This is a genomic window from Neobacillus sp. 204, assembly GCF_046562815.1.
GTDB lineage: Bacteria > Bacillota > Bacilli > Bacillales > Cytobacillaceae > Neobacillus.
Window position 1 is genome coordinate 257,608 of the sequence record NZ_JBJORY010000005.1, and the last position, 22,315, is coordinate 279,922.

The 22,315-nt window shown below is 37.6% G+C and carries 24 protein-coding genes and 1 other annotated feature; of the genes, 9 read left to right on the plus strand and 15 right to left on the minus strand.

The features are described from left to right. Positions 1-13 precede the first annotated feature (13 nt). A complete protein-coding gene (locus ACJ004_RS12660; RefSeq protein ID WP_410893375.1) occupies positions 14-775 on the minus strand; it encodes a C40 family peptidase in 762 nt (253 codons plus the stop codon). A 408-nt stretch (positions 776-1,183) separates the two neighbouring features. Between ACJ004_RS12660 and ACJ004_RS12665 the strand changes: the two genes are divergently transcribed. After that, positions 1,184-2,332 carry a TIGR04053 family radical SAM/SPASM domain-containing protein gene (locus tag ACJ004_RS12665; RefSeq protein WP_410893494.1) on the plus strand — a complete coding sequence of 383 codons (1,149 nt, stop codon included), beginning with the start codon at positions 1,184-1,186 and terminating at the stop codon, positions 2,330-2,332. Between the two features lie 169 nt (positions 2,333-2,501). Further along, on the plus strand, positions 2,502-3,452 hold the full coding sequence (corA, locus tag ACJ004_RS12670; RefSeq protein WP_410893376.1) for a magnesium/cobalt transporter CorA: 951 nt from the start codon (positions 2,502-2,504) through the stop codon (positions 3,450-3,452). A 49-nt stretch (positions 3,453-3,501) separates the two neighbouring features. Here the strand turns inward: corA and ACJ004_RS12675 are convergent, their stop codons facing one another. After that, positions 3,502-3,813 (minus strand): hypothetical protein, encoded by a 312-nt coding sequence (locus ACJ004_RS12675; protein ID WP_410893377.1) that lies wholly within the window; start codon positions 3,811-3,813, stop codon positions 3,502-3,504. A 222-nt stretch (positions 3,814-4,035) separates the two neighbouring features. Between ACJ004_RS12675 and ACJ004_RS12680 the strand changes: the two genes are divergently transcribed. After that, positions 4,036-5,085, plus strand: coding sequence for a M42 family metallopeptidase (locus ACJ004_RS12680; RefSeq protein WP_410893378.1), 1,050 nt, complete (start codon positions 4,036-4,038; stop codon positions 5,083-5,085). A gap of 11 nt (positions 5,086-5,096) precedes the next feature. After that, positions 5,097-5,312 (plus strand): twin-arginine translocase TatA/TatE family subunit, encoded by a 216-nt coding sequence (locus ACJ004_RS12685; RefSeq protein ID WP_410893380.1) that lies wholly within the window; start codon positions 5,097-5,099, stop codon positions 5,310-5,312. A gap of 330 nt (positions 5,313-5,642) precedes the next feature. Here the strand turns inward: ACJ004_RS12685 and ACJ004_RS12690 are convergent, their stop codons facing one another. From ACJ004_RS12690 to hmpA, 7 genes are all read right to left on the minus strand, one after another. Then, positions 5,643-6,206 (minus strand): hypothetical protein, encoded by a 564-nt coding sequence (locus ACJ004_RS12690; protein ID WP_410893381.1) that lies wholly within the window; start codon positions 6,204-6,206, stop codon positions 5,643-5,645. A 337-nt stretch (positions 6,207-6,543) separates the two neighbouring features. Beyond that, positions 6,544-6,912 carry a VOC family protein gene (locus ACJ004_RS12695; protein WP_410893383.1) on the minus strand — a complete coding sequence of 123 codons (369 nt, stop codon included), beginning with the start codon at positions 6,910-6,912 and terminating at the stop codon, positions 6,544-6,546. Positions 6,913-7,234: 322 nt separating this feature from the next. Next, the gene (locus ACJ004_RS12700) at positions 7,235-8,215 is read right to left on the minus strand and encodes an ABC transporter permease (RefSeq protein ID WP_410893384.1); all 981 of its coding nucleotides are present in this window, start codon (positions 8,213-8,215) and stop codon (positions 7,235-7,237) included. Further along, positions 8,208-9,122, minus strand: a complete 915-nt coding sequence (locus tag ACJ004_RS12705) for an ABC transporter ATP-binding protein (RefSeq protein WP_410893385.1) — start codon at positions 9,120-9,122, stop codon at positions 8,208-8,210. Before ACJ004_RS12705 ends, ACJ004_RS12700 begins: the two co-directional genes overlap by 8 nt. Before the next feature lie 13 nt (positions 9,123-9,135). Next, positions 9,136-9,909: an SGNH/GDSL hydrolase family protein gene (locus tag ACJ004_RS12710; RefSeq protein WP_410893386.1), complete on the minus strand. Its 774-nt coding sequence runs from the start codon at positions 9,907-9,909 to the stop codon at positions 9,136-9,138. Between the two features lie 186 nt (positions 9,910-10,095). Further along, on the minus strand, positions 10,096-10,704 hold the full coding sequence (locus ACJ004_RS12715; protein WP_410893387.1) for a DedA family protein: 609 nt from the start codon (positions 10,702-10,704) through the stop codon (positions 10,096-10,098). 188 nt (positions 10,705-10,892) lie between these two features. After that, positions 10,893-12,107, minus strand: a complete 1,215-nt coding sequence (gene hmpA / locus ACJ004_RS12720; protein ID WP_410893388.1) for an NO-inducible flavohemoprotein — start codon at positions 12,105-12,107, stop codon at positions 10,893-10,895. Between the two features lie 278 nt (positions 12,108-12,385). On the opposite strand from hmpA, the gene ACJ004_RS12725 reads away from it, so the two are divergent. Next, a complete protein-coding gene (locus ACJ004_RS12725; protein ID WP_410893389.1) occupies positions 12,386-13,240 on the plus strand; it encodes a DegV family protein in 855 nt (284 codons plus the stop codon). Between the two features lie 122 nt (positions 13,241-13,362). Then, positions 13,363-13,953, plus strand: a complete 591-nt coding sequence (locus tag ACJ004_RS12730; protein ID WP_410893390.1) for a YdcF family protein — start codon at positions 13,363-13,365, stop codon at positions 13,951-13,953. A gap of 56 nt (positions 13,954-14,009) precedes the next feature. On the opposite strand, the gene ACJ004_RS12735 is transcribed toward ACJ004_RS12730, so the two are convergent. Together ACJ004_RS12735 and proS are read right to left on the minus strand one after the other, a co-directional pair. Beyond that, on the minus strand, positions 14,010-14,576 hold the full coding sequence (locus ACJ004_RS12735) for a GNAT family N-acetyltransferase (protein ID WP_410893391.1): 567 nt from the start codon (positions 14,574-14,576) through the stop codon (positions 14,010-14,012). Between the two features lie 173 nt (positions 14,577-14,749). Next, complete coding sequence (gene proS / locus ACJ004_RS12740; protein ID WP_410893392.1) at positions 14,750-16,189, minus strand: proline--tRNA ligase; 1,440 nt, start codon at positions 16,187-16,189, stop codon at positions 14,750-14,752. A gap of 68 nt (positions 16,190-16,257) precedes the next feature. Beyond that, positions 16,258-16,476, minus strand: a binding site (T-box leader). Positions 16,477-16,629: 153 nt separating this feature from the next. On the opposite strand from proS, the gene ACJ004_RS12745 reads away from it, so the two are divergent. Together ACJ004_RS12745 and ACJ004_RS12750 are read left to right on the plus strand one after the other, a co-directional pair. After that, entirely contained in the window at positions 16,630-16,761 is a 132-nt protein-coding gene (locus ACJ004_RS12745; RefSeq protein WP_410893393.1) for a hypothetical protein, read from the plus strand. A gap of 153 nt (positions 16,762-16,914) precedes the next feature. Beyond that, positions 16,915-17,808, plus strand: coding sequence for a cupredoxin domain-containing protein (locus ACJ004_RS12750; protein ID WP_410893394.1), 894 nt, complete (start codon positions 16,915-16,917; stop codon positions 17,806-17,808). A 51-nt stretch (positions 17,809-17,859) separates the two neighbouring features. Here ACJ004_RS12750 and ACJ004_RS12755 read toward each other — a convergent pair whose 3' ends face one another. The 4 genes from ACJ004_RS12755 to ACJ004_RS12770 form a co-directional block, all read right to left on the minus strand. Beyond that, on the minus strand, positions 17,860-18,405 hold the full coding sequence (locus tag ACJ004_RS12755; RefSeq protein WP_410893395.1) for a PepSY-associated TM helix domain-containing protein: 546 nt from the start codon (positions 18,403-18,405) through the stop codon (positions 17,860-17,862). 146 nt (positions 18,406-18,551) lie between these two features. Further along, entirely contained in the window at positions 18,552-19,814 is a 1,263-nt protein-coding gene (locus tag ACJ004_RS12760; RefSeq protein ID WP_410893396.1) for a sensor histidine kinase, read from the minus strand. Between the two features lie 8 nt (positions 19,815-19,822). Next, complete coding sequence (locus tag ACJ004_RS12765; protein ID WP_410893397.1) at positions 19,823-20,494, minus strand: response regulator transcription factor; 672 nt, start codon at positions 20,492-20,494, stop codon at positions 19,823-19,825. Positions 20,495-20,641: 147 nt separating this feature from the next. After that, positions 20,642-21,616 carry an efflux RND transporter periplasmic adaptor subunit gene (locus tag ACJ004_RS12770; RefSeq protein ID WP_410893398.1) on the minus strand — a complete coding sequence of 325 codons (975 nt, stop codon included), beginning with the start codon at positions 21,614-21,616 and terminating at the stop codon, positions 20,642-20,644. A 237-nt stretch (positions 21,617-21,853) separates the two neighbouring features. On the opposite strand from ACJ004_RS12770, the gene ACJ004_RS12775 reads away from it, so the two are divergent. Further along, positions 21,854-22,315 (plus strand): MarR family winged helix-turn-helix transcriptional regulator, encoded by a 462-nt coding sequence (locus tag ACJ004_RS12775; protein WP_410893399.1) that lies wholly within the window; start codon positions 21,854-21,856, stop codon positions 22,313-22,315.

A 22,315-nucleotide genomic window follows, 5' to 3' on the forward strand; every position in this document is an offset into this window, starting at 1 on the left:
TTCTACTAGTCTATTAAAATGCAGTTCTTGCGCCAAGGTATCTTGGCTTCCAATAGGAATTTGTCATATCTGCAATTGAAACACCTTTTGAACCCGCTTGAATGAATTGGTTGTTGCCTAAATATATCCCCACATGTGTAGGTCCTGGAGCGTAAGTTTCAAAGAATACTAGATCTCCAGGTTTTGGTGTACTAACGGCTTTTAATCCTGACCATTGTGTCGCTGCAGTTCTCGGGATCGGTACACCAACTTTATTAAATACGTAAGAGGTTAACCCACTGCAATCAAAACCTGCTGGTGTATTTCCGCCCCATAAATACGGTGTCCCAATGTATTTTTTGGCTTCATCTATTACCATTTGCGCTTTTGATACTGTTGGTGTTGATGTCGCACTTGATGTTACTTTCAAAACTTGTCCAACATAAATCGTGTCAGTTGTAAGATTATTCAGTGATTTTAACTGGGTAACGGATAGATTAAAACGGACTGAGATCAGGTATAAAGTATCCCCTTTTTGGACCATATACGTTCCTGTTGCCGTTTCATGGGCATGTGGTGCTAATAATGTTAGCTTTTGATTTACATAAAGATTATCAGATGTTAGGTGATTCCAAGTTTTTAAGTCTGTGACAGTAACTTTATTGGCTTGTGAAATTTTCCAAAGAGTATCCCCAGATTGCACAGTATAGATGTTTTCGTGTGCACTTGCCGTTCCACTAAAGGTAGAAAACAGGATCCCCGCCGTTGCTGCGAATGATAGTAGATGTTTTTTCAACGTAGCACTCCTTCAATTCGTTTGTGTACTTTCATCATAAACGACAGTGGAGGGTTGTTAAAATCCCCAAAGATATGGCTTACAAGTAAAAAAAATACAGTATTAGCAAGAATAACCGTAAATATATCAAAAAGTCATGGCCAAATCCTATATATACTGGTTTTCGTGGCGTTCTTACATTATTTATTAATATTTTTGTAACATAATTGTAATAGAAAAGATGTTTAATATTTTTATAGAAATCAGACATTTCACCCTAGTAATGTAGAAATATTGTAACATTACTCCCATGCACTGCCGATTGATAAACCTATAATAAACCTATAGAAATAATCTTTATAGTTTTATAAATAAAAATGAATTTAGGTGATGAAGATGCAAGGAATAGGAAAAGGACATCCACATGCAATGGGGCATCCTCATGGAATACGAAATGTAATAGATTATGAAAAGAATCCATTTATTGTCATTTGGGAAGTAACAAGAGCTTGCCAATTAAAGTGTGTTCACTGCCGCGCTGATGCACAGCTTACTCCAGATCCCCGTGAACTAACACATGCAGAAGGAATTAATCTAATCGATCAAATATATGAAATGGATAATCCGATGCTCGTTTTCACTGGCGGGGATTGTATGATGCGAGAAGACCTTTATGAGCTTGCAGATTATGCAATCAAAAAAGGTATGCGTGTTTCCATGACACCTAGTGCCACTGCTAATGTCACAAAAGAAAAAATGAAACTGTTCAAAGATGTCGGACTTTCACGCTGGGGCTTCAGCTTAGACGGACCCACACCAGAGATTCATGATCATTTCCGCGGGACTCCTGGATCATTTGATCTAACCGTTGAAAAAATAAAATACTTAAACGAATTAGATATGCCACTACAAATTAATACAGTAATCTCCCGCTATAATTATGATTCTCTTGAGCAAATGTCCAAACTAGTTGCCGAACTTGGAGCTGTCATGTGGTACATTTTCTTACTTGTTCCAACAGGCCGAGGACAAATGGATGCGTGTATTTCTCCTGCTGAGCATGAAAAAGTATTCCGTTGGTTGTATGAATTAAGCAAAACTGCACCATATGATATCAAAACAACAGCAGCACAACATTACCGCAGGGTTGTTTTACAGCAAAAAACACGAGACCAATTGATTGAAAAAGGTGAGATTCATTACGAAGACTCAATTACCACTGATTTTGCTTCCATGCACGATGGTTTAAAGCGGGCACCAAAGGGAGTAAATGACGGGAACGGCTTTGCTTTTGTCTCTCATATCGGTGATGTCATGCCAAGTGGATTACTTCCAATCGTCGGTGGAAACATCCGTGACACCCCACTTGCAGAAATTTATCGCGAGGCTACAGTATTTAAAGATTTACGGCAACCTGATAACTACAAAGGAAAATGCGGCGTATGTGAATATAACAAAATGTGTGGCGGTTCCCGTTCACGTACATATGCAGTAACAGGTGATTATATGGAAAGTGAGCCGTTCTGCGTTTATATTCCGCAAGCAATGAGAAATAAAGAAACTACAACGAGCTTATAACCTTTCGTTTCAACCAAGAGGGATTCTATATTAGAATGCCTCTTTTCTATTTTAATAATTCTGGTTCTGGCTTTGGCCACTTGTGTTTAGAAATTTCCTAAGTTACTTTGAAATTTGAACATTAAAAGTTATGATTAGCTTACGGATAACCACAAACTAAGGAGTTAACATGATTAGAACAATTGCAGTAAATCAAGCGTTTCAATTAATTAGGGATCTTCCAATTGAGGAATTGGTTAATGGTGAATTCCTTTGGTACTGGATTGATTTTCACCAGCCAACCACCGAAGAAATTGAATTCTTAAGAAGCCCCCTCAACTTTCACCATCTAGCAATAGAGGATTGTATTCATCATTTACAAAGGCCCAAGTTGGATTATTATGAGAACTACACTTTTTTTGTGACACAGGCCCTAAATCAACAGACATTTACTAGAGAAGAGATTAATTTCTTCCTCGGTGAGAACCAAATCATCACCTTTCACTACGAACCCTCAGTCGAAATTGATACGGTGTGGAAACGATTTAACCTATCAACAAGTATTGATCAGTGGGATCCTTCCCACGTTTTATACTTTATCCTTGATAAAATGGTGGATAATTATTTCCCTCTAGTCTATCAAATTGAGGATATGTTAAATGAAATTGATGACAATTCAAAAAGGAAAACGATGGAGGCATTGCTTGAGGATTTATTTGAAATTAGACATCATCTCCTTTCGTTACGGCATACTATTACACCGATGCGTGACCTTATTTATCGAATCCTCAATTCTGAGCGAATGACTTATATCAATGGAAAAAAAGAATATTTTTCAGACATTCATGATCATTTACTTAAATTAACAGAAATGATTGAGGCAAACCGTGAACTTACCACGGACATCCGCGATAGCTATATCTCACTTAACTCACATCAAACCAATCATGTCATGAAGGTTTTAACAGTTATTACTACTATTTTCATGCCGCTCACCTTTATAGCTGGATTATATGGAATGAATTTTCACTATATCCCTGAATTATCCTGGAAATATGGTTATTTTGCCACGCTGATCCTGATGGTATTAGTTGCGATAGGCATGTCTCTTTGGTTTAAAAAGAAAGGTTGGTTTAAATAAAAAGAAGGACTAGCTCCAGCTAGTCCTTTCCTTTTCCCTAAGTCATCGCTTATTTCCACTCTTCATAGTCAACCGTTCCACCTGTTAAATCAATCGTGTTCCGCTCACCTTTATAATATGTTTTTCCATCTTTTTCAAAAATCAACTTTTCATAAGTATATACTTTTTGCCCATTAGGCAGATGTATAACAACCTTAGGGCCAGGGTTTTCTATTGGTGCTTCAATTTTGATTGTGTTTTGGTAATATTGACGAAAAACAAAGAAACTGGCAGTAACTACAAGGCACATTACTATGAAAAAAAATAAACCCTTAAAGGAAGTTTGCTTCGGCTTAGAGTGATATAGTTCAACTCTGGTCAATTTTTTCTCCTCCTGCTGTTGATTATGCTTTAAATAATTTTTCAAATAGTTTGAATACTCCATTCTTGCCCAAACATTTATTATTTAATCCATTAAAAAAATTTATCACCTGTTAATTTATGCAGTGTCTTTACAATAGTTGACTATAATCGCTAAAAAACACATGAAATACATAATTATGTATAATAGTAAGGAAAGATTATTCAGAAAGGAGAATTGGCTATGCTAAATACAAATACAAAAGAAACCATGAAATTAATTGCTGATTTAGTATCTATTCCAAGTCCATCAGGGAATACGAATGAAGTTATAACCTTTGTTGAAAACTACCTAGCCGAGTTACAAATTCAAACTTATCGAAACCGTAAGGGCGGATTAATAGCAACCATCGAAGGGAAGGACTCAAGTAAACACCGCATGCTTACAGCTCATGTGGACACGCTTGGTGCAATGGTAAAGGAAGTAAAATCTAATGGGCGCTTAAAGATTGATTTGATTGGGGGATTTAAGTACAACTCCATTGAAGGAGAATACTGTCAAATTGAAACAAGCAGCGGAAAAAAGATTACTGGAACCATTTTAATGCATCAAACTTCTGTCCATGTCTATAAAGATGCAGGGAAAGCTGAACGGAACCAGGATAATATTGAAATTAGAATTGATGAAAAGGTACATAATGCTGAAGAGGTTCGTGCGCTAGGAATTGAAGTAGGTGATTTTGTTTCGTTTGACCCTCGTGTAGAAATAACGCCAAGCGGCTACATTAAATCACGCCATTTGGATGATAAAGCAAGTGTGGCCATCCTGCTTCAATTAATGAAACAAATTAAAATGGAAAATATCGCCCTGCCTTATACAACTCATTTCTTAATTTCTAACAATGAAGAAATCGGATACGGCGGGAACTCAAATATTAATCCAGAAACAGTGGAGTATTTAGCAGTCGATATGGGCGCCATGGGCGACGGCCAGTCTACTGACGAGTATACTGTTTCGATCTGTGTTAAGGATGCAAGTGGACCTTACCATTTTGAACTCAGAAAAAACCTAGTTAGACTTGCCGATGAGAACAACATCAAATATAAATTGGATATTTATCCTTTTTATGGTTCAGATGCTTCTGCCGCTATCCGCTCTGGTCATGATATCGTTCATGGGTTAATCGGACCTGGTATCGATTCTTCACATGCATTCGAGAGGACACACGAAACTTCCATTGAAAATACAGCAAAACTACTGTATCATTACGTACAAGCAGATTTAATCCAGTAGGAGATGAATATATGTTTTCAAATATTGGTGTACCAGGATTAATATTAATTTTAATCGTGGCATTAGTAGTCTTTGGTCCAAACAAACTTCCGGAAGTGGGCCGTGCCTTTGGCAGATCGATTCGTGAATTCAAAAAAGCTACAGAAGGAATTGCGGACGACATTAAGGAAGAAATAAAAGAAGATATCCAAGAGAGCAAACAAGCTACCGTTAATTTAAAAAAGTAATTTTTTTAAAAGTATACTTAAGAAAAACATCCCCTTCAACTATGAATGGGGATGTTTTTGATTCTCATTTCTTAGTAAAAGCTTGGACCTGATTCATTAATTTTTTCCGTGACTTGGGATTTCGGAATAGATATGCCGCCCCTAGAGCAACAGTAGTCATCATTAAATTTTTTCTTTTCATAACAAACCTCCTTGGTGGTTATCATTCTTAAATGTTCCCTTTATCAAGTCATTTTAACAACTGTAATTATTAACAATCTGAGCGGAAAACAATGAAGAGTAAATACAAAAAAACTAATTCACGAGGAATTAGTTTTTTATTGAAGCTGATTACTTTTTTAGTAATTCTTTGATTTTCGCATTATGTTGTTTAGATTGGTCTAACAATTGATTTAGGAGTATTGCTGCTTGCTTGTTGTCCTTCTTATCAACTGCCATTTTTAATTCATGCAACGTTTTCCAATGGGAAGTTTCTTTTCCGCCATGAGCTTGCTTTAAAAACTCTTCTTTCGTTAACTTTCCGGCATCAAATTGTTTTTTTAGTTCTTCTATTTTTGCTCTTTTTTCATTTTTCCATTGCTCACGTTTGGCAGCATTCTCAGGACTCATCCATTGGTCTCTGAGTGTTTTCTTTTCTGCAAGGACTGCTGTCCATTCTGCTTTTTTATCAGGCGTATACAGGTCTACCCAGGAAAGAAGCATTTTCTGTCTTTCCTCCATTTTTGCCTGCCAATCTTTGTGCATCATGTGATGATCGCCGTTCTCTTTACAATCACATGGGGCTTTTTCTCTTTGAATACCCTTGCTGTTGTCAGGTGTTGATGGGTTTGCAGAAGCCATTCCAGGTATTGAGAATAATAAACCTAGTGATAAAAGTAATATCGGTAACTTCATGAGTATCTCCTTCCATTTCAGTTTTTTAGTAAATTCACCATTTTTTGGTACGAATTTATCATTCCCAATTTGTGAAAAAAAATTTACCAATTCGACAAATTTTTAGTTAAAAACCACTTGTGAATTTATTTTAATTCACGTATTCTATGAATATAGAAGGTATGTGATATAATTCACAAATAATATATGAGTTTTAGTTTTATTTTTATTTTTTTCCCTTCCAGATGGTCCCCCCTTTCTGGAGATTGAATAGAATATCCCTAAGTAATAATGCCTTCAATCCCCCCATTAAAGGCAGACAGCCCCATTCCACATCTATGGAATGGGGCTGTATTTTCTAGTGCCATTCTAATAATTCAAGACGATTGCCAAAGGGGTCATGGATGTGAATTCTGCTTGCACCAGGAAGAAGATCGTCTTCTGTAAATGTCACTCCTTTTGCAAGAAGATGTCCTTTTAATTCCTCGATATTTTCAACAACAAAGGCAGGATGTGCTTTTTTAGCTGGTGAAAATGGTTCCTCTACACCAATGTGAAGTTGGAAGGTCCCAAACTCGAACCAAACGCCACCACGTTTCTTTAATTCCACAGGCTTTTCAACTTCAACTAGTCCTAGTATATCACTGAAAAATTCCCTTGCTGCTACTTCACAGTCCTTAGGGGCAGCCAGTTGGATATGGTCAATTTTTTTTATTGCAAATGCCATAGACACTCCTCCATTTGTCAATTATTCTCTCCCATATTTTATTAATTTTATAATTTTCTTTCAAGTTAGAACTTTCATTATTTGGTTTAAAATGCTGTGTTAAACTTGTCTGTTGATTTGCGCTCCAGGCGCTTCGCTTTCCGCGGGCGTGCCGGGGAGCCTCCTCGTCGCTTCGCTCCTGCGGGGTCTCCCCTGCCCCGTCCTCCCGCAGGAGTCTTCGCGCCTTCCGCTCCAATCAACAGGGTGCCACAATCAATAATAAGCTTTAACACAGCCAAATAAAAAAGGCTATTCCCGTTCAAAAAACGGAAATAGCCCCTCTTTAATAGACATCTCTTTTTGTAAATACAAAAAATGACACGAATAAACCTACTGCCCACCAAACAAGGAGGACTTGGATGGAGAATGAAAGATTCATCCCTTCAATGGGTGGGGCGGTTCCTTTCATAAAATCAGTTAGCCGTAAATTGACCATAAAAAAGTATTTGGCGGATTCCCATGAGGATACCATATTTGTTAAGATGGCTCCTGAGATTAAGGAAGCTAGCATTACACCCATACCTGCTGCGGTACTACGAATCAATACTGACAACATAAATGAAAGCGTACCGACGACAATGGACACAAACCAAACTAGTCCAAAGTCCATTAATAAAAACTTCCACTGACTGATCAGTTTGACTTCTGAGGTATTTAATCCTGTTTCAGTCACATTAAATCCAGTAAGAATCGGTGCTCCCCATCCTTTATAACCAAAAACCAAACCTGAAATTAAATAGGAAAGAATCCCTGCGATCGCAATAATTAAAGATACAGCTAAACATAAGGTTAAGTACTTACTCAAGAGTACCTTCCACCTTTTGACGGGCCTAGTCAAAAGCAGCTTTATCGATCCTAGGCTATGTTCGGATGAGACCAAATCACTAGCTATGACCATAACCATTAAAGGAATAAACAGGTCTATGGAGTTTTCCAAGAAGATTCTCATAAACGTTGGTGCTCCTGGTTCAGACGGATTAATATTATGATCCAGATAATATTGCTGCTGCTGTAAAGAGATTTGCAACTGTTTTTTCCATTCATCAGTGATTCGACTGCTACTTAAACGATTCGTTGTATCAACAATCTGCTGTTGTAATATCGTGCGCCAATCACTGGTTCCTAATTTTTCACGTTGTGTTTGAACTTGTTTGTATTGTGCATATGTAAATAACATGACAAGTACGCCGATAATGATGGCAATGACAAAAAGGCGCTTCTTGGCAACCAGCTTCATCATTTCATTCTGAATCAATTTATTCAATCGTGTCACCCCCCGTTAGTTCGAGGAATAAATCTTCTAGAACTGGTATTTTTCGATTCATTTCCGTCACTGAAACACCAGCTTCAACAAGCTGTTTATTCCATTGAGGTATCTTTTGTTCATTAAATTCAGTCATGATGGTTCCATCTTCTGTTTCTTCAATTTTTGTTAATGAACGTAATACTTCCTTTCCCCGCTCCAAAGGTTGTAGATGCCAAATTACGCGTTCACGATTTGAAAGCAAATGTTGGACCGTATCCGTCCGTATAATCGTCCCTTTTGATATAATTGCGACCCTATCACATAATAATTGGATTTCACTTAAGAGATGACTTGAAACTAAGACACTTAAACCTTCTTCCTCTGCAAGATACCGAATAAATTGACGCATTTCACGAATTCCTGCAGGGTCCAACCCATTGGTTGGCTCATCTAGGATCAGCACTTTTGGTTTTCCCAATAATGCTTGAGCAATTCCAAGCCGCTGGCGCATTCCTAGGGAATAGGTCTTTACTTTATCATGAATTCTTTCCGTTAAGCCTACAAGTTCGGTCACCTCTTTAATTCGCTCTTCCCCTATTCCTTCGAGCATTCTGGCAAAATGAAGCAGATTATTATAGCCAGAAAGATAGGGATATAATTCGGGATTTTCCACAATGCAACCGAGGTTTTTCATCGCCTCCTGGAAATTCCCTTCAATATTAGAGCCACAAATAAAAATACTTCCGGATGTTGGTTTGATTAATCCGACGAGCATACGAATGGTAGTTGTTTTCCCTGCTCCATTGGGTCCTAAAAAACCAAATACTTCACCCTCACGTAAATCGAAAGTCAGTCCTTTAATGATTTCCTTTTTTCCGATGACTTTTCTTAAATCCTTTACTGCTAATGTAATTTTCTTCTCCATTGAATTCCTCTCCTTACCAAGTGAGCAATGAGGCTACCCTTTCGGCAATTAAACGATACCCTTTTGAGTTTGGATGAAACTTATCTGAATATAAATAATCATTCACCTTTAACTCAAATAAATCGAAAGTTGGGACAAACACGATTTTTGGAAAAGAGGCACTGACTTCAGCGCTGTCGTAATTCCAGTGTCGGACCACTTTGGACATTTCTTTTCCCTGATCTAAATTTATAAATGGATTATACAATCCAATGAAAAACACATTTGCATTGGGATTATTCTTGCGTATTTTTTCAAAAACATATGTTAAATTGTCGAGGTATTTCTTTTCAATATTTGCAATGTCAGCTTTTTCAAAATCCATTAATACTTGTCCCCCACGGAACAAGTCGTTGCCGCCAATCGTTACCAGCACCATGTCAGCTTTTTGAATTTGGCGCCCTACTTCTGTTTCCTGAACTTGCTTCCTAAGAGAATCTGATCTTTGACCATTGATGCCAAGATTGGTAAGTTGAACCGGACGACTTGTTTTTTTCTTGATTTCATCAACCAAGACACCCACATAACCCTTTCCAGTCTCATCACCTGTTCCTCGAGTTAATGAATCACCGAGCGCCACGATGGTTAATCCTTTTTTATTTTCTACCTTGGAAACAGTCTTTACTTCCGGAACCTTTTCCGGTTTTCCAGCATAATACTCACCGACTGCCCAGCCAAGCCCGATCAGCCAGAGGAGGCAAAATAATACAGCGATGCCCGTGATCGAACGTATGACATTCTTATTCATGAAAATAACACCCTTTCTGGCCATTTCTCTCTTTCATTTAATCATAGTTGAGAAATGAATCAAACTTTCAATACCTATAATTGCTAACAATCTTCGAAAGTGTTGGTAATTAGTAACTTTTTAAAATACTCCCATAATAAAAACAAAGGAACCTTCAAGAGGATTCCTTTGTTATGAATGGTTCTACTATTTGGTCCCAGTTTCAATAGCAACATTCCTCAATTTCTTAATCAAATAAATGACTCCTATTAGGATGAACAGAATTATTCCTGTAAGAATCAAGTATCGCTTAATGACTTCAAATAAAGTCCCCCATTGAGGTCCGAGAATTTTCCCTAAAAATATAAAACTGGAAACCCAAATCGTCGATCCAATTCCTGTATACAAGGTGTAAACCTTTATTGGAACACCAGTGATCCCTGAAAAATATCCGATAAAATGTCTAAATACTGGGATGAATAATGAAATGATTAACAGTTTATTTCCATACCTTCTTAACCAGTTTGAGATTGCCTGTAACCGATCAGGTTCTAGATGAACACGTTTGCCATACTTTTCAAAAAAACGGATACCGAGCTTGCATCCAACCCAATACGATAGCAACATCCCTAAGGTACTTCCTGCCGCTGATGCAACAATACTACCGATCCAGTTGAGCTGTTCAAGAAAGGAAAGAAACCCTGCATACGCCAGCACAGCTTCCATAGGGATTGGAAGTGCCAATATTCCTAAGGCAATCGAAAGAAAAAGAACAAGATATCCATACTCGTTCATCGTTGTGGTTAAGTAGTTCAATGATAAAAGCCCCTTTCGATTATTCGAATATATGGCAGTAACAAGGCATAAAACCATATAGGTATTTTATCCATTCTTCCCTAATCTAGTATTGTTTTAGATGATTTCTAAGGGTTTTTTAGAAAAAATGTTTGTAAAAATACCTTAAAAAACAAGCCGACTTCAGTGGAAGTCGGCTTGTTTCTCTTCTATTCTTCTAGATTCCCCATCGGACCAAAAAATTCAAAGTGAATTTTGTCCTCCGTAACACCTATTTCCTTTAAGGAACGATTAATGGCTTTCATAAATGGTACAGGTCCACAGAAATAAAAATCTGCGTCCTGGATATCCATTTTTTCTTTCAGCCAATCATGTGTTACATAGCCTTCAACATCAAAACGATTATTTTTGCGGTCCTCTTCGGTAGGTGAATCATAGAAAAAATAGGAATTTACATTGTCTAGGTTCGATAAATCCTCTACTTCATCTCTTAAAGCATGCACATTCCCATTGGCAGCCGCATGAACAAATGTTACCTTCCTTTTTGGCTGAACCTCAACAACAGTTTTTAGCATACTCATCATTGGTGTTAAACCAACCCCGCCGCTTAGTAACACAACTGGGGTATTTTTTTCAGTATCAAGAACAAAGTCCCCTGCAGGTGCACTAATTTTTAAAATATCTCCTTCATTCACTCCATCATGTAGATAATTGGACACCAAACCATCTGGATTTTCTGTTCCTGCTTCACGTTTGACACTGATTCGGTAATAATCTTTACCAGGAGCATCTGAGAGGCTATATTGACGAATATGGGTGAACTTTTCACCTGCTATTTCTAATTGGATACTAATATATTGACCAGGAGAAAAATCTGCAATTCCATTATTATCTTCAGGTTTTAAGTAAAATGAGGTGATCACTTCACTTTCAACTACTTTACGGTCCACAATAAAGTTGCGAAAACCACTCCAGCCTCCCTGTTGTTTTTCCGTTTCATCATATAATTCAGCTTCTACACTGATAAAAACATCTGCGATGACATTATAAGCTTGTGCCCATGCATCAATAATTTCATCCGTTGCCGCATCTCCCAATACATCCTTAATTGCTAACAAAAGGTGCTTCCCAACAATCGGATAATGCTCTGGCAAAATTCCAAGGCTTCTATGCTTTTGCGCAATTTGTTTTACAACCGGAAGAATAGCCTCCAGATTATCAATGTACATAGCAGCTGCATAAACCGTTCCAGCTAATGCTTTTTGCTGTCTCCCTTGTTTTTGATTGGCATGATTAAAGATATTTAATAATTCAGGATGGTTGCCAAACATCAATTGGTAAAATCGAGTAGTAATTGTTTCTCCGTGTTTTTCTAATACAGGTACCGTAGATTTAATGATTTCAATTGTTTGTTGATCTAGCATGAATAACACTCCTTGTGTAATTACTATTTCCATAGTGATTATATGAAATTTACCACAGAGAATAAGTGATTTAAATCACTTATTGATATATTTGAATAATTCGAACTATATATTTTGTCACAAAACGTTAACTTTTTAACATGACAAATATAACTTGTTGCAAAATTTTCATTCTTGTAATGTGGATTCTAGTTATCAATAAACTTAGTAACTACACTAAAAGTCACTTTTGAGGTAATAGGATAACTTAAATTGGAGATTTTCACTGGAGGAAGAGGATGAAGATGAATAAAGCTAAAATTGCGTGGATAACTGACACCACGGCTTCTCTCAGCACAGAATTTATCGAACAAAATAATATACATGTAGTTCCCCTTTATATTGTAATAAACCAAGAATCCTACAAGGAGACAATCGAAATTACACAAAAAGAGTTTTACGAGCGAATGAAACATGAAGATTCGAAATTTCAAACCTCGCAGCCGGCACTCGGTGATTTTGTGGAACTGTATACAAAATTAAAACAAAACTATGACTTTGGTATCGCTGTTCATGCCTCCAGTCTATTATCTGGTACATTTCAAACCTCTGTGATGGCAGCGGAAATGGCTGATTTTAAATTGGTACCTATAGACTCGCTCACAGGTTCCTACCCTCTCTCATTTTTAATAAAAAAAGGGATTGAACTAGTGGAAAAAGGGCATGAAATCAATGAAGTGGTTGAGGAACTCAATGGACTACGTAAGCACACTCGCTTATATTTAGTCCCATCAAATTTAGACCAGCTCAAAAAAGGCGGCAGAGTATCTGGCGGTCAAGCGATTTTAGCTTCTTTATTTAACATCAAGCCAATTTTAGCCATTGAAGATGGAGGAGCCAAGATTAAAGATAAAGTTCGAACAGAAAAGAAAGCAATCGCCTGGCTGATTAATAATTTAAAAACCGACCTAGAAACAAAATGTGTCAAGAAAGCAGCCATTGTTCATGCAAATGATTCCGAACGGGCGGCTGAGTTAGAAAAATTAGTGAACGAAGCCTTCCCGGATATTGAAACTGAAATAATGATGCTGATTACGGTTGCCGGGGTGCACACGGGGGTTGGAACGCTGGGACTCTCGTGGGTATGCGAATAAAGATTCGGACTGAGCTTCAGTCCTTTTTCTTTTTTAAATATGTTATTATTTTCCACAATCTTAATCTATTATTTTGTATAATAAGCTTAATTGGTTTATAAAAAACATGAAATGGATTTGAAATGATGAAAAATAAGAAAAGAGTGTTTTTATTGGCAGGAGTTCTTATAACTTTAGGTTTGATTTATATTGGTATTTTACAATTTAAAATTAGTCAATATAGTCATAAAGAAGTACCTAAAAATGCAGACTATTTGATTGTTCTTGGGGCAAGGGTTAAAGGAACTGTTCCTTCTCTGGCGTTTGCGAGTAGAATAAATGAAGCAGCTGAATATCTAAAGAAAAACGAAGAGACATTCGTTATTGCTTCAGGAGGAAAAGGACCTGGAGAGGATATTTCCGAAGCGGAATCGATCAGGAGAGAACTTGTCGATCAAGGTATTAGCGATGCTCGGATTATTTTAGAAGATCAATCAACTGATACATATGAAAATATTAGTTTTTCAAAAAGACTTATTCCTGAAGGTGCCAGGAAAGGTCTTGTGGTTACAAATAATTTTCATCTTTACCGGGCAGTCTCAATTGCCCGAGATAACGGCTTAGTGGTGCAAGGACTCCCCGCAGAAACTCCGTGGAGTGCTGTGATAAAATCCTATTCCCGTGAATATTTAGCGATTACAAAATTCTATCTAAAAAGATATATTCTTAACTAGCTCCTAGTTATGAAAGATCAAACAAGAGTTCTGTGAATCAGTACTCTTGTTGTTTATTAATCTTGGGTTGTTTTTGCATAGATACATGTATCTCGTAATTCTTGAGTATCTGCAGAAATTCCATCATTTCTTAAAATGCCTTCTAATGTAAATCCTAACCGTTCTGGAATGGCCCGGCTTTTAATATTTTTGGAGTCGCAGCGGATTTCAATCCGTTTTGCATTAAGTTCTGTAAAGGAAAATTTTGTTATCGCTTTCACCGCTTCGGTTATGTATCCCCTCCCGTTATGACGCGTATCAATCCAGTACCCTATCTCAAACTTTGGTATTGTCCAGTTGATTCGATGCAAACCTGATGAACCTATGAATTCCCCTGTTTCTCGATTAAATATATGTAACCTCAAATCCTCGCGGGTTAAAAACTTAGCATGCGCTTCACGCATATTTGCTTCTACATCTTCTTCTGTTTGCTCGCGGTGGGCCCAAGGCATCCAGTCTTTAAGTTCGTTAAATGATGCCTGCATTGCTTGGTACACTGCTTTACCATCTCCAGGCAGCGGCATACGTATTAATAATCTTTCGGTATAAAACTGCTCTGGAAAGTCTAGTAGTATCGGATTCATTTTTTTGCTCTCCTCCTGTACTTATTCTAATCGCTCAAAAACCACAGAAATTCGCTCATTGAATTGAAAAATTCGCTCATAAAACAATTTTATCAAAAAAAACAGTCCAATATGTTAGTACATTTTATAAAAAAGACTCTTCCCAATTAGGAAGAGCCCGAAAAGTCATAGTTTTAGTATGCTTTTGCCCAATAAACCATCTTGTCTGCATCATTTCCACAGCAAACGCACTTATCCGATACTTGTTCTTGCTCAAAGGGCATACATCTAGAGGTTGCCCCAGTATCTTCTTTAATTTTTTCCTCGCATGCTAATTCGCCGCACCACATTGCCTTAATAAAACCTGGTTTAGCTTCAAGCGTTTCCTTTAACTCAGCAAGAGTTAAAGCAACGGAGGTTCTCTCCTCCCGATGATTCAGTGCTTTATTATATAAACTCGTTTGAATTTCATCTAATAGTTCAACCAGCTTTGTTTCTAATTGATCTAAAGGAACGAACACTTTCTCTAAAGTATCGCGTCTTACTAAAACAACCTGCTTGTTTTCAATATCTTTAGGACCAACCTCAAGACGAACTGGAATGCCTTTCATTTCATACTCATTGAACTTCCAGCCTGGCTTTTTATCACTAGCATCAATATCGACACGGGCAACCTTACCAAGCGACTTTTTCAAATCATAAGCAAAATCAAGTACGCCTTCTTTATGCTGCGCAATCGGAACAATCATCACTTGAGTCGGTGCAGCTTTTGGTGGAATCACTAGACCGCGGTCGTCACCATGAACCATGATTAAGGCCCCGATAATTCTTGTTGTAAAGCCCCAAGATGTTTGATGTACATATTGAAGCTTTCCTTCTTTGTCAGTGTACTGAATACCAAATGCTTCGGCAAACCCTGTGCCAAAGTGGTGAGACGTACCGGACTGCAATGCTTTACCATCATGCATTAAGCTTTCAATGGTAAACGTAGCTTTCGCACCAGCAAACTTTTCTTTTTCCGTTTTTTGTCCCTTTACCACTGGAATTGCAAGGATTTCTTCACATACAGCGGCATAAACGTTAAGCATTTTAATCGTTTCTTCCATTGCTTCTTCGTCAGTCGCGTGCGCCGTATGACCTTCCTGCCATAAAAACTCTAATGTCCGTAAGAACGGACGCGTTGTTTTTTCCCAACGGACAACGTTTGCCCATTGGTTATAGAGCTTTGGCAGGTCTCGGTAGGAATGAATGATGTTGCTATAATGCTCACAGAAAAGCACCTCTGACGTTGGACGGACAACCAATCGTTCAGCAAGTGGTTCAGACCCGCCATGTGTGACCCATGCTACTTCAGGTGCAAAACCTTCCACATGGTCTTTTTCTTTTTGAAGCAAGCTTTCAGGAATAAACAATGGCATATACACATTTTCATGCCCGGTTTCTTTAATTCGGCGATCCAGCTCATTCTTTATATTATCCCATAGAGCATAGCCATAAGGTCGAATAATCATTGAACCACGTACGCTTGAATAATCAATCAAATCAGCTTTTGTAACGACATCTGTATACCACTGGGCGAAATCATCGTCCATTGCAGTAACATCTTTAACAAATTCTTTTGCCATGTTTGACACCTCATTAATTTTTTTAAAATATGAGAATGGGCGCTTCCGCTTTTCGACGCAAAAAGGCCTTGATCCTAATAAGGGACCAAGGCCTGGCGGTACCACCCTAAATTCATAAAGCAAAATTGCTTTATACTCTTTACCTGATAACGGACATGATCCGCATGTATCTTCAAATTCATCCGATACAGAACTCAGGAGGCAGGTTCAAATGACCGTCTTAAGAAACCTCACACCAATGGTTTCCTCTCTTGATAAGACCACTTCACTTTACTAATCCCCGTCACAGTTTCAATAGTATTTTTGAAAATTATATATTTCAAAGTAAAAAAAGTCAATTTTTTTATGGAATATTTTTCTGAAGTGAGCATAATCCGATCGAATTCACTTTAAACGAAGTTTCAAATCGGTTAAAATGCTAGTAATTAGAAAAAAATGGGGTGGTTTACATGGAAAAAGAGAAGGATGATCTTCAAAAGGAAGAAGAAGAAAAAGAATTTTTGCTTGAATATATCAAGATGCAAAATGAGGCCATGAAAAGGATTTATAAAAATACCCTGGATAAAGAAGAAAAAGAATAAAGTGATCTCTCAAAAATCCTCATTAGTAATTTTACCCTTAACAATATTCATAAAACGTTCATAATAATCACTGAATATACAAATTTGAATCGTTTATTTGCATTTATAATACTCTTATGTTGTTAATCATTTACTCATAAGAGGAGACCAAAAATGAATGTATTTGCGATTATTACGGCAATTATTGTTGCACTCGGGACCAGCTATTCCATCTATTCTGTTTACCGTCATAACAAAAAACTAGCAAACCAATCTGGAATATTGATTAGTATGGTCATTGCGGTGATTACAGGTTTACTTACCGGAAGTATCATTGGCATCATTTCCGGTGAGATTTTTCTAGTAGTCGGAGTCAGTATGATTATAGGTTTTGTCGTAGGTTTCTTAGCTGGCCATCCAGTTGGTATTTTAGCCATCCTAATGGGATCTATTTCTGGTTTGATGGGAGGAATTATTGGTGCCATTCTAGGTGTTTTCCTTCAATTTATTAATCCCACTATTTTATTAGGAATTTTGTTAGGATTCTATATTCTAATTATCGGATTCGTAATAATGTATATTTTCGTAGAATCCAACAATAAATTAACGCTTGATACCCAAGAGCTCTCGCCATTTGCGATCATCGCAGGAGGAGTAGTACTGGTATCGTTGTTTCTATTTATGTACAGCAGTGATATGGTGGAAATTCCAGGTCAAAGTAAATCAGCCCAAACAAATTCTGCACAAACAAATGCGAGTCAAGCGGTTGCCAAAACGGAAGTTGATGTAACAAAAGAAAGCAAGCCGCTTGTTAAGATGGAAGTAACCACTCAGGGGTACGAACCCAATGTCATTCGAGTCAAAAAGGGAGTACCAGTCGAGCTAGAAATTAAAAATCCACTTGATAGTAGTAACTGTATTTCTACTTTTATGATTCCTGATTTTGATATAAACAATGTCAACTTAAAAACTGGTATAACAAAACTAACCTTTACTCCTGATAAAACAGGCGAGTACACCTTTAGTTGTGGAATGCAAATGTTTAAAGGAACAATCATTGTAGAATAAACATGTCAATAAGCACACGAAATTGAATTCGTGTGCTTATATTTTATTCATCTATTCAAATAAGCTATCGACTTCTCGCTTCTTACGCTTACTTTCGGCAGCGAGGACTTTAATAGACAGATAGATTCCTGTCCCAGTTAAAATCATTAAGGCCACGGCAATTAAATCAATTAACCATTTCACATTTGTATTTCCAATTCTACCTTCATGAAGTCCACGGATAGTGGACATAATCGAACCTTGCCCCGAGCCTTGTTCGCGAATTCCTTCAGGCATGTTTCCATTTCCTCCAATTCCACGTTGCCCATGGAATTGACCATTTGCATTTGTTCCATTCTGACCATTAGCTTGTCCTCTAAATTGACCACCTTGCTGCCCTGAATTTTGTTCATTTCCTTGCGTAAAACCACCATTCATTCCTTGTGAACGCTGTCCTTGATTAAATTGTCCTGGTTGAAAATTCCCTCGCATATTTTCGATTTGCGTTTGGCCGATTAACCATGGTTCATTCATTACCAGGCCTGTCAAGGACTCGATAAAGATGAAAATGGAAGCAATTAGGCCAATCCAAAGATGCGCCCTTCTCGTTTTCTTCATGTTCAGATTTCTCCCTTCAGTTTTACATTTCATCATGTGATATGCTTGTATTAATAAATATCAACCACATTATGAAGGGCTTTCCTTAAGATTTTCTTAAGAAACATCCGCCTCGCTCCATCTTTTTTCATAGAAAAAACCCAAAATCAATGTTTTTGGGTTCTTGGAAAAATAACTTCAATTGTTGTTCCTTTACCGAGGGTACTTTGCACCTTTGATTTACCATGATGTTTCTCAATAATCCACTTCGCAATTGATAAACCCAGTCCTGTTCCTTCGACAGCAGTCCTTGCTTTATCGCTTTGATAGAAACGGTCAAAGATTTTTGGAATATCATTTTCAGGAATTCCGATCCCGGTATCCTTAATTTTAAGAAAGATAGATGAGTGATTCTGTGAACATGACAGTAGGATCTCTCCGCCTTCATTCGTATATTTCATAGCATTATCCAGTAAAATGACGATTAACTGATGAATCCGTGCCTTATCTGCAAAAAATATAACAGGTTCAGATTCTTGCAATTGCAGCGACTTTTCTTGATACAGTGCAATTTCCTCATAATGTTGAAGAATTTCTTTCAATAGTTCGTCCAGTTGAAAAGCTTCCTTTTTGACTTCAATTTGATCAGAGTCAGATCTCGCTAGGGTTAATAAGTTCGTTACTAATTTAGAAAGCCGCCTTGATTCATTTGATATGGTTGAAACATCGATAATTTTCTCCTGAATCGTTGCATTGGGTGCCCTAAATAGTAAATCCGTTTTTGCTTGAATGACCGCTAATGGGGTTCGTAACTCATGTGAAGCATCAGACACAAACTCTGTTTGCTTATGCCAGGCTTTTTTAATTGGGACAAGTGCCCTTCCCGCTAAAAAATAGCCAGAAGCAACAGCACAAATGATTCCAACACCCATTCCAATCAACATAATTAACAATAGCCTGTCCAATAATTCTTGTTCCGAGTTAACATTGCGAATGAATTGAACGGTTAATCTTCCTAATTCAGGATGATTTACTTCAATGGCAATATATCTAAACGAAAAATCTTCTACATCAACATCCTTTAACGTATTTAATTCTTTTGGTCGAATCAATTTCTCATTACCAGCGAAAATGTCTGAATCCCGGTTTTGTTCCAACAGAAGCTGATGGTCGGCATTCCAGATTAGGGTTAATATCCGTGGGTCTCTCTTAAAAAATCTTAGAAATCCTCCTCCATTCCCCTCATGAATTTCACCTGGTCCTGCCGGCTGCTGTTGAAAATGTTCAATCGATTCAAGCAGTGATTGATTCACATCTTTATATAATTTATTATCTGTATAAAAATAAATAACGGTCCCGAGTATGCTAATAAGAACGATAAATACTAATGAATTTAGAAATGTCAATTTAATAAGTGTTTGCCGAAACATGTGAGCTCCTATTCTTCGTTCAACATATAGCCGACGCCACGAATCGTTTTAATATCAGTATGATATCCTGATGGTTCTAGTTTTTTACGGAGATGGTGCATAAAAACCTCAACAATCGCGATAGTTGTATCTGAGTCAAAGCCCCACACCCGGTCATAGATTTGTTCTTTTGTTAGGATGGCTCCTTTATTTTGAATCAGATATTCTAACAGCTCGTATTGCTTTGCAGTGAGTTTTAACTGATTTCCATCGACAATAATGTCTCTTTCCTTGCCTAACAATTCTATGCCACGATACTGGATTGTTTGATTGGTTGTTAAACTGCCACTTCTCCTTAACAAAGCACGGATTCTTGCCTTTAATTCTGCTGCTTGAAATGGCTTCACTAAATAATCATCCCCGCCGCTATCAAGTCCTTTAACTCGATCTTCAAGTGAATCTCTAGCGGTAAGGAAGAGGACTGGTATTTTCAATCCTTCCTTTCGAATGGTTCGTAACACTTCAAAACCATCAATCTCAGGAATCATGACGTCCAACACGAGCACATCATGAATATTCTGCATGGCCAAAAACAATGCATCCTCTCCATTAGAAGCTTGATCCACTTCAAATTCATCGGATAAAAGTTGAACAATTGATTCAAGTAATGACAAATTATCCTCAACTACTAATACACGCATGTCTATCTCTCCTATGCAAGGAATTATTATAACTGTAATTATATAGAAAACAAAGCGATCGTAACATCCTTACGACCGCTGTTCTCATTCTTAACTTACTTGAAAATGTGATGTTCTTCCAAGAACACCATCAGAATGATTTTTCCTTTAGTTTCTGTTTTTTTCGCCAAATTGTCCATTACCAGTACGATTCATCCCACCTACATTACCAAAGCCGCCGATTCCAGTTCCAAAACCGCCTCCTTGCAACGTTCCTTGCGTTTTAGTTGCTTTACTTCCAGTAGCTAGTTGAGGTAATTGAAGGATTTCACCCTCTGTGACTCCTTCCGTAATTTCGACATAATCTTCGTTTGCCAATCCTGTTTCGACTGTTTTATGCTTCTTATCAGAGGTTTGTTTATCCATTTCAATAGAGGTTACAATTACATATTTTTGATCATTTGAACTGTAAATGGCATCAAGTGGTACATAAAGGACATTTTCTTTACTTACGGTAAGAATACTCGCTTCTGTGCTCATTCCTACCATTAATTTATCTGGTTTGCTGATGTGAATAGTGACATCAAAAGTGGAAACACCAGTTTCAGCTGTTCCCTCATCCGCAATCGCCGTTACTTTACCTGTGAAGGTTTTATCAGGGAAGGAATTCACATTTACACTTACTGTTTGCCCTTTCTTGATTTTTGAAATATCCAGCTCATCAATTTGGACCACCGTTTGTAAGTCTTCATAGTTGGTTACATGGGCGACAACTTGTCCGCTCGTTACGCGCTCACCTGCGGTAACTGGAATAGTCGTAATAACTCCAGTCGCGGAAGCCGTCACAGGGTCACTCCCATCCGTAAAAGTTATTATTTCATCTCCTTTTTTTACTTGCTCACCAGATTCTACTAATACCTCGTCTATTTCTTTGTTATTAAGCTTGGATTTAATGTCCTCGCTCGTTACCGCTTGAACTGTTCCCGAACCGCTAATTTTGACCTCAAATGTTCCTTTTTGGACAAGGGCTGTTCGGACTTGGGCGGACGCAGCCGCCTTTGTTGTTAATTTCGAGGTATACCATTGATAACCGGCAAAACTAATAATAAGGAAGCCGAATATAATGATGATCCATTTTTTCATCCTACTTACTCCTTTTCTAATCCTCTCCATCTCCCTGGTACAACTTATTTTTTGGAATAAGTTTATTATTATCTCCTTTCCTTAACTTTTCCTTAATAGATGGTACAAACACGAAAAGAGAGACCCTGCCTGTCCGAACTTGATTATTGATTGACACTGTTTTTTGTTTATTATATAGTTTAACAAGTGAATAGTTAAACAGTTTAACTATTTTTATTATAAGGGGTGAAAACAACCATGGATAAAAACATCATCCAAGAGTTAATCGACCGTTATGTGTCCGTTTCTTTTCAAGTACACAAAAAGGCGGAGTATTTAATCAAGGGACAAATTGGCGACGAACTCACGAACGATCAGCATTACATACTAAGATATATTCATCAGGCAAAGGAATGCACTTCCACGGAGCTGGCCGATGCTTTCGAGGTCAATAAAAGTGCCATTACGGCCATCATTAATCGGATGGTAGACCGAGGACTAATACAAAGAACTCGTGATGAAAACGACCGCAGAGTGGTTTACTTATCCCTAACAAAGGAAGGTTACACCCTTTACGTGGATTGCCAAGAAAAAGTTCAACTGCTCGTTGAATCAATCATCACCCAATTTGAAGAAAACGAAATTACTGCTTTTATTAATACGTATGAAAAATTAGCGCAAATTTTAGTCAACAAGAAAAACGAAGAACTGGGGGAATAA

Bases quoted from the DNA above. Each gene is read 5' to 3' on its own strand.
- ACJ004_RS12665 (WP_410893494.1), top strand. From the start codon at position 1,184: ATGGGGCATCCTCATGGAATACGAAATGTAATAGATTATGAAAAGAAT.
- corA (WP_410893376.1), top strand. From the start codon at position 2,502: ATGATTAGAACAATTGCAGTAAATCAAGCGTTTCAATTAATTAGGGAT.
- ACJ004_RS12680 (WP_410893378.1), top strand. From the start codon at position 4,036: ATGCTAAATACAAATACAAAAGAAACCATGAAATTAATTGCTGATTTA.
- ACJ004_RS12685 (WP_410893380.1), top strand. From the start codon at position 5,097: ATGTTTTCAAATATTGGTGTACCAGGATTAATATTAATTTTAATCGTG.
- ACJ004_RS12690 (WP_410893381.1), bottom strand. From the start codon at position 6,206: ATGAAGTTACCGATATTACTTTTATCACTAGGTTTATTATTCTCAATA.
- ACJ004_RS12695 (WP_410893383.1), bottom strand. From the start codon at position 6,912: ATGGCATTTGCAATAAAAAAAATTGACCATATCCAACTGGCTGCCCCT.
- ACJ004_RS12705 (WP_410893385.1), bottom strand. From the start codon at position 9,122: ATGGAGAAGAAAATTACATTAGCAGTAAAGGATTTAAGAAAAGTCATC.
- ACJ004_RS12710 (WP_410893386.1), bottom strand. From the start codon at position 9,909: ATGAATAAGAATGTCATACGTTCGATCACGGGCATCGCTGTATTATTT.
- hmpA (WP_410893388.1), bottom strand. From the start codon at position 12,107: ATGCTAGATCAACAAACAATTGAAATCATTAAATCTACGGTACCTGTA.
- ACJ004_RS12725 (WP_410893389.1), top strand. From the start codon at position 12,386: ATGAAGATGAATAAAGCTAAAATTGCGTGGATAACTGACACCACGGCT.
- ACJ004_RS12730 (WP_410893390.1), top strand. From the start codon at position 13,363: ATGATGAAAAATAAGAAAAGAGTGTTTTTATTGGCAGGAGTTCTTATA.
- ACJ004_RS12735 (WP_410893391.1), bottom strand. From the start codon at position 14,576: ATGAATCCGATACTACTAGACTTTCCAGAGCAGTTTTATACCGAAAGA.
- ACJ004_RS12745 (WP_410893393.1), top strand. From the start codon at position 16,630: ATGGAAAAAGAGAAGGATGATCTTCAAAAGGAAGAAGAAGAAAAAGAA.
- ACJ004_RS12750 (WP_410893394.1), top strand. From the start codon at position 16,915: ATGAATGTATTTGCGATTATTACGGCAATTATTGTTGCACTCGGGACC.
- ACJ004_RS12755 (WP_410893395.1), bottom strand. From the start codon at position 18,405: ATGAAGAAAACGAGAAGGGCGCATCTTTGGATTGGCCTAATTGCTTCC.
- ACJ004_RS12760 (WP_410893396.1), bottom strand. From the start codon at position 19,814: ATGTTTCGGCAAACACTTATTAAATTGACATTTCTAAATTCATTAGTA.
- ACJ004_RS12765 (WP_410893397.1), bottom strand. From the start codon at position 20,494: ATGCGTGTATTAGTAGTTGAGGATAATTTGTCATTACTTGAATCAATT.
- ACJ004_RS12770 (WP_410893398.1), bottom strand. From the start codon at position 21,616: ATGAAAAAATGGATCATCATTATATTCGGCTTCCTTATTATTAGTTTT.
- ACJ004_RS12775 (WP_410893399.1), top strand. From the start codon at position 21,854: ATGGATAAAAACATCATCCAAGAGTTAATCGACCGTTATGTGTCCGTT.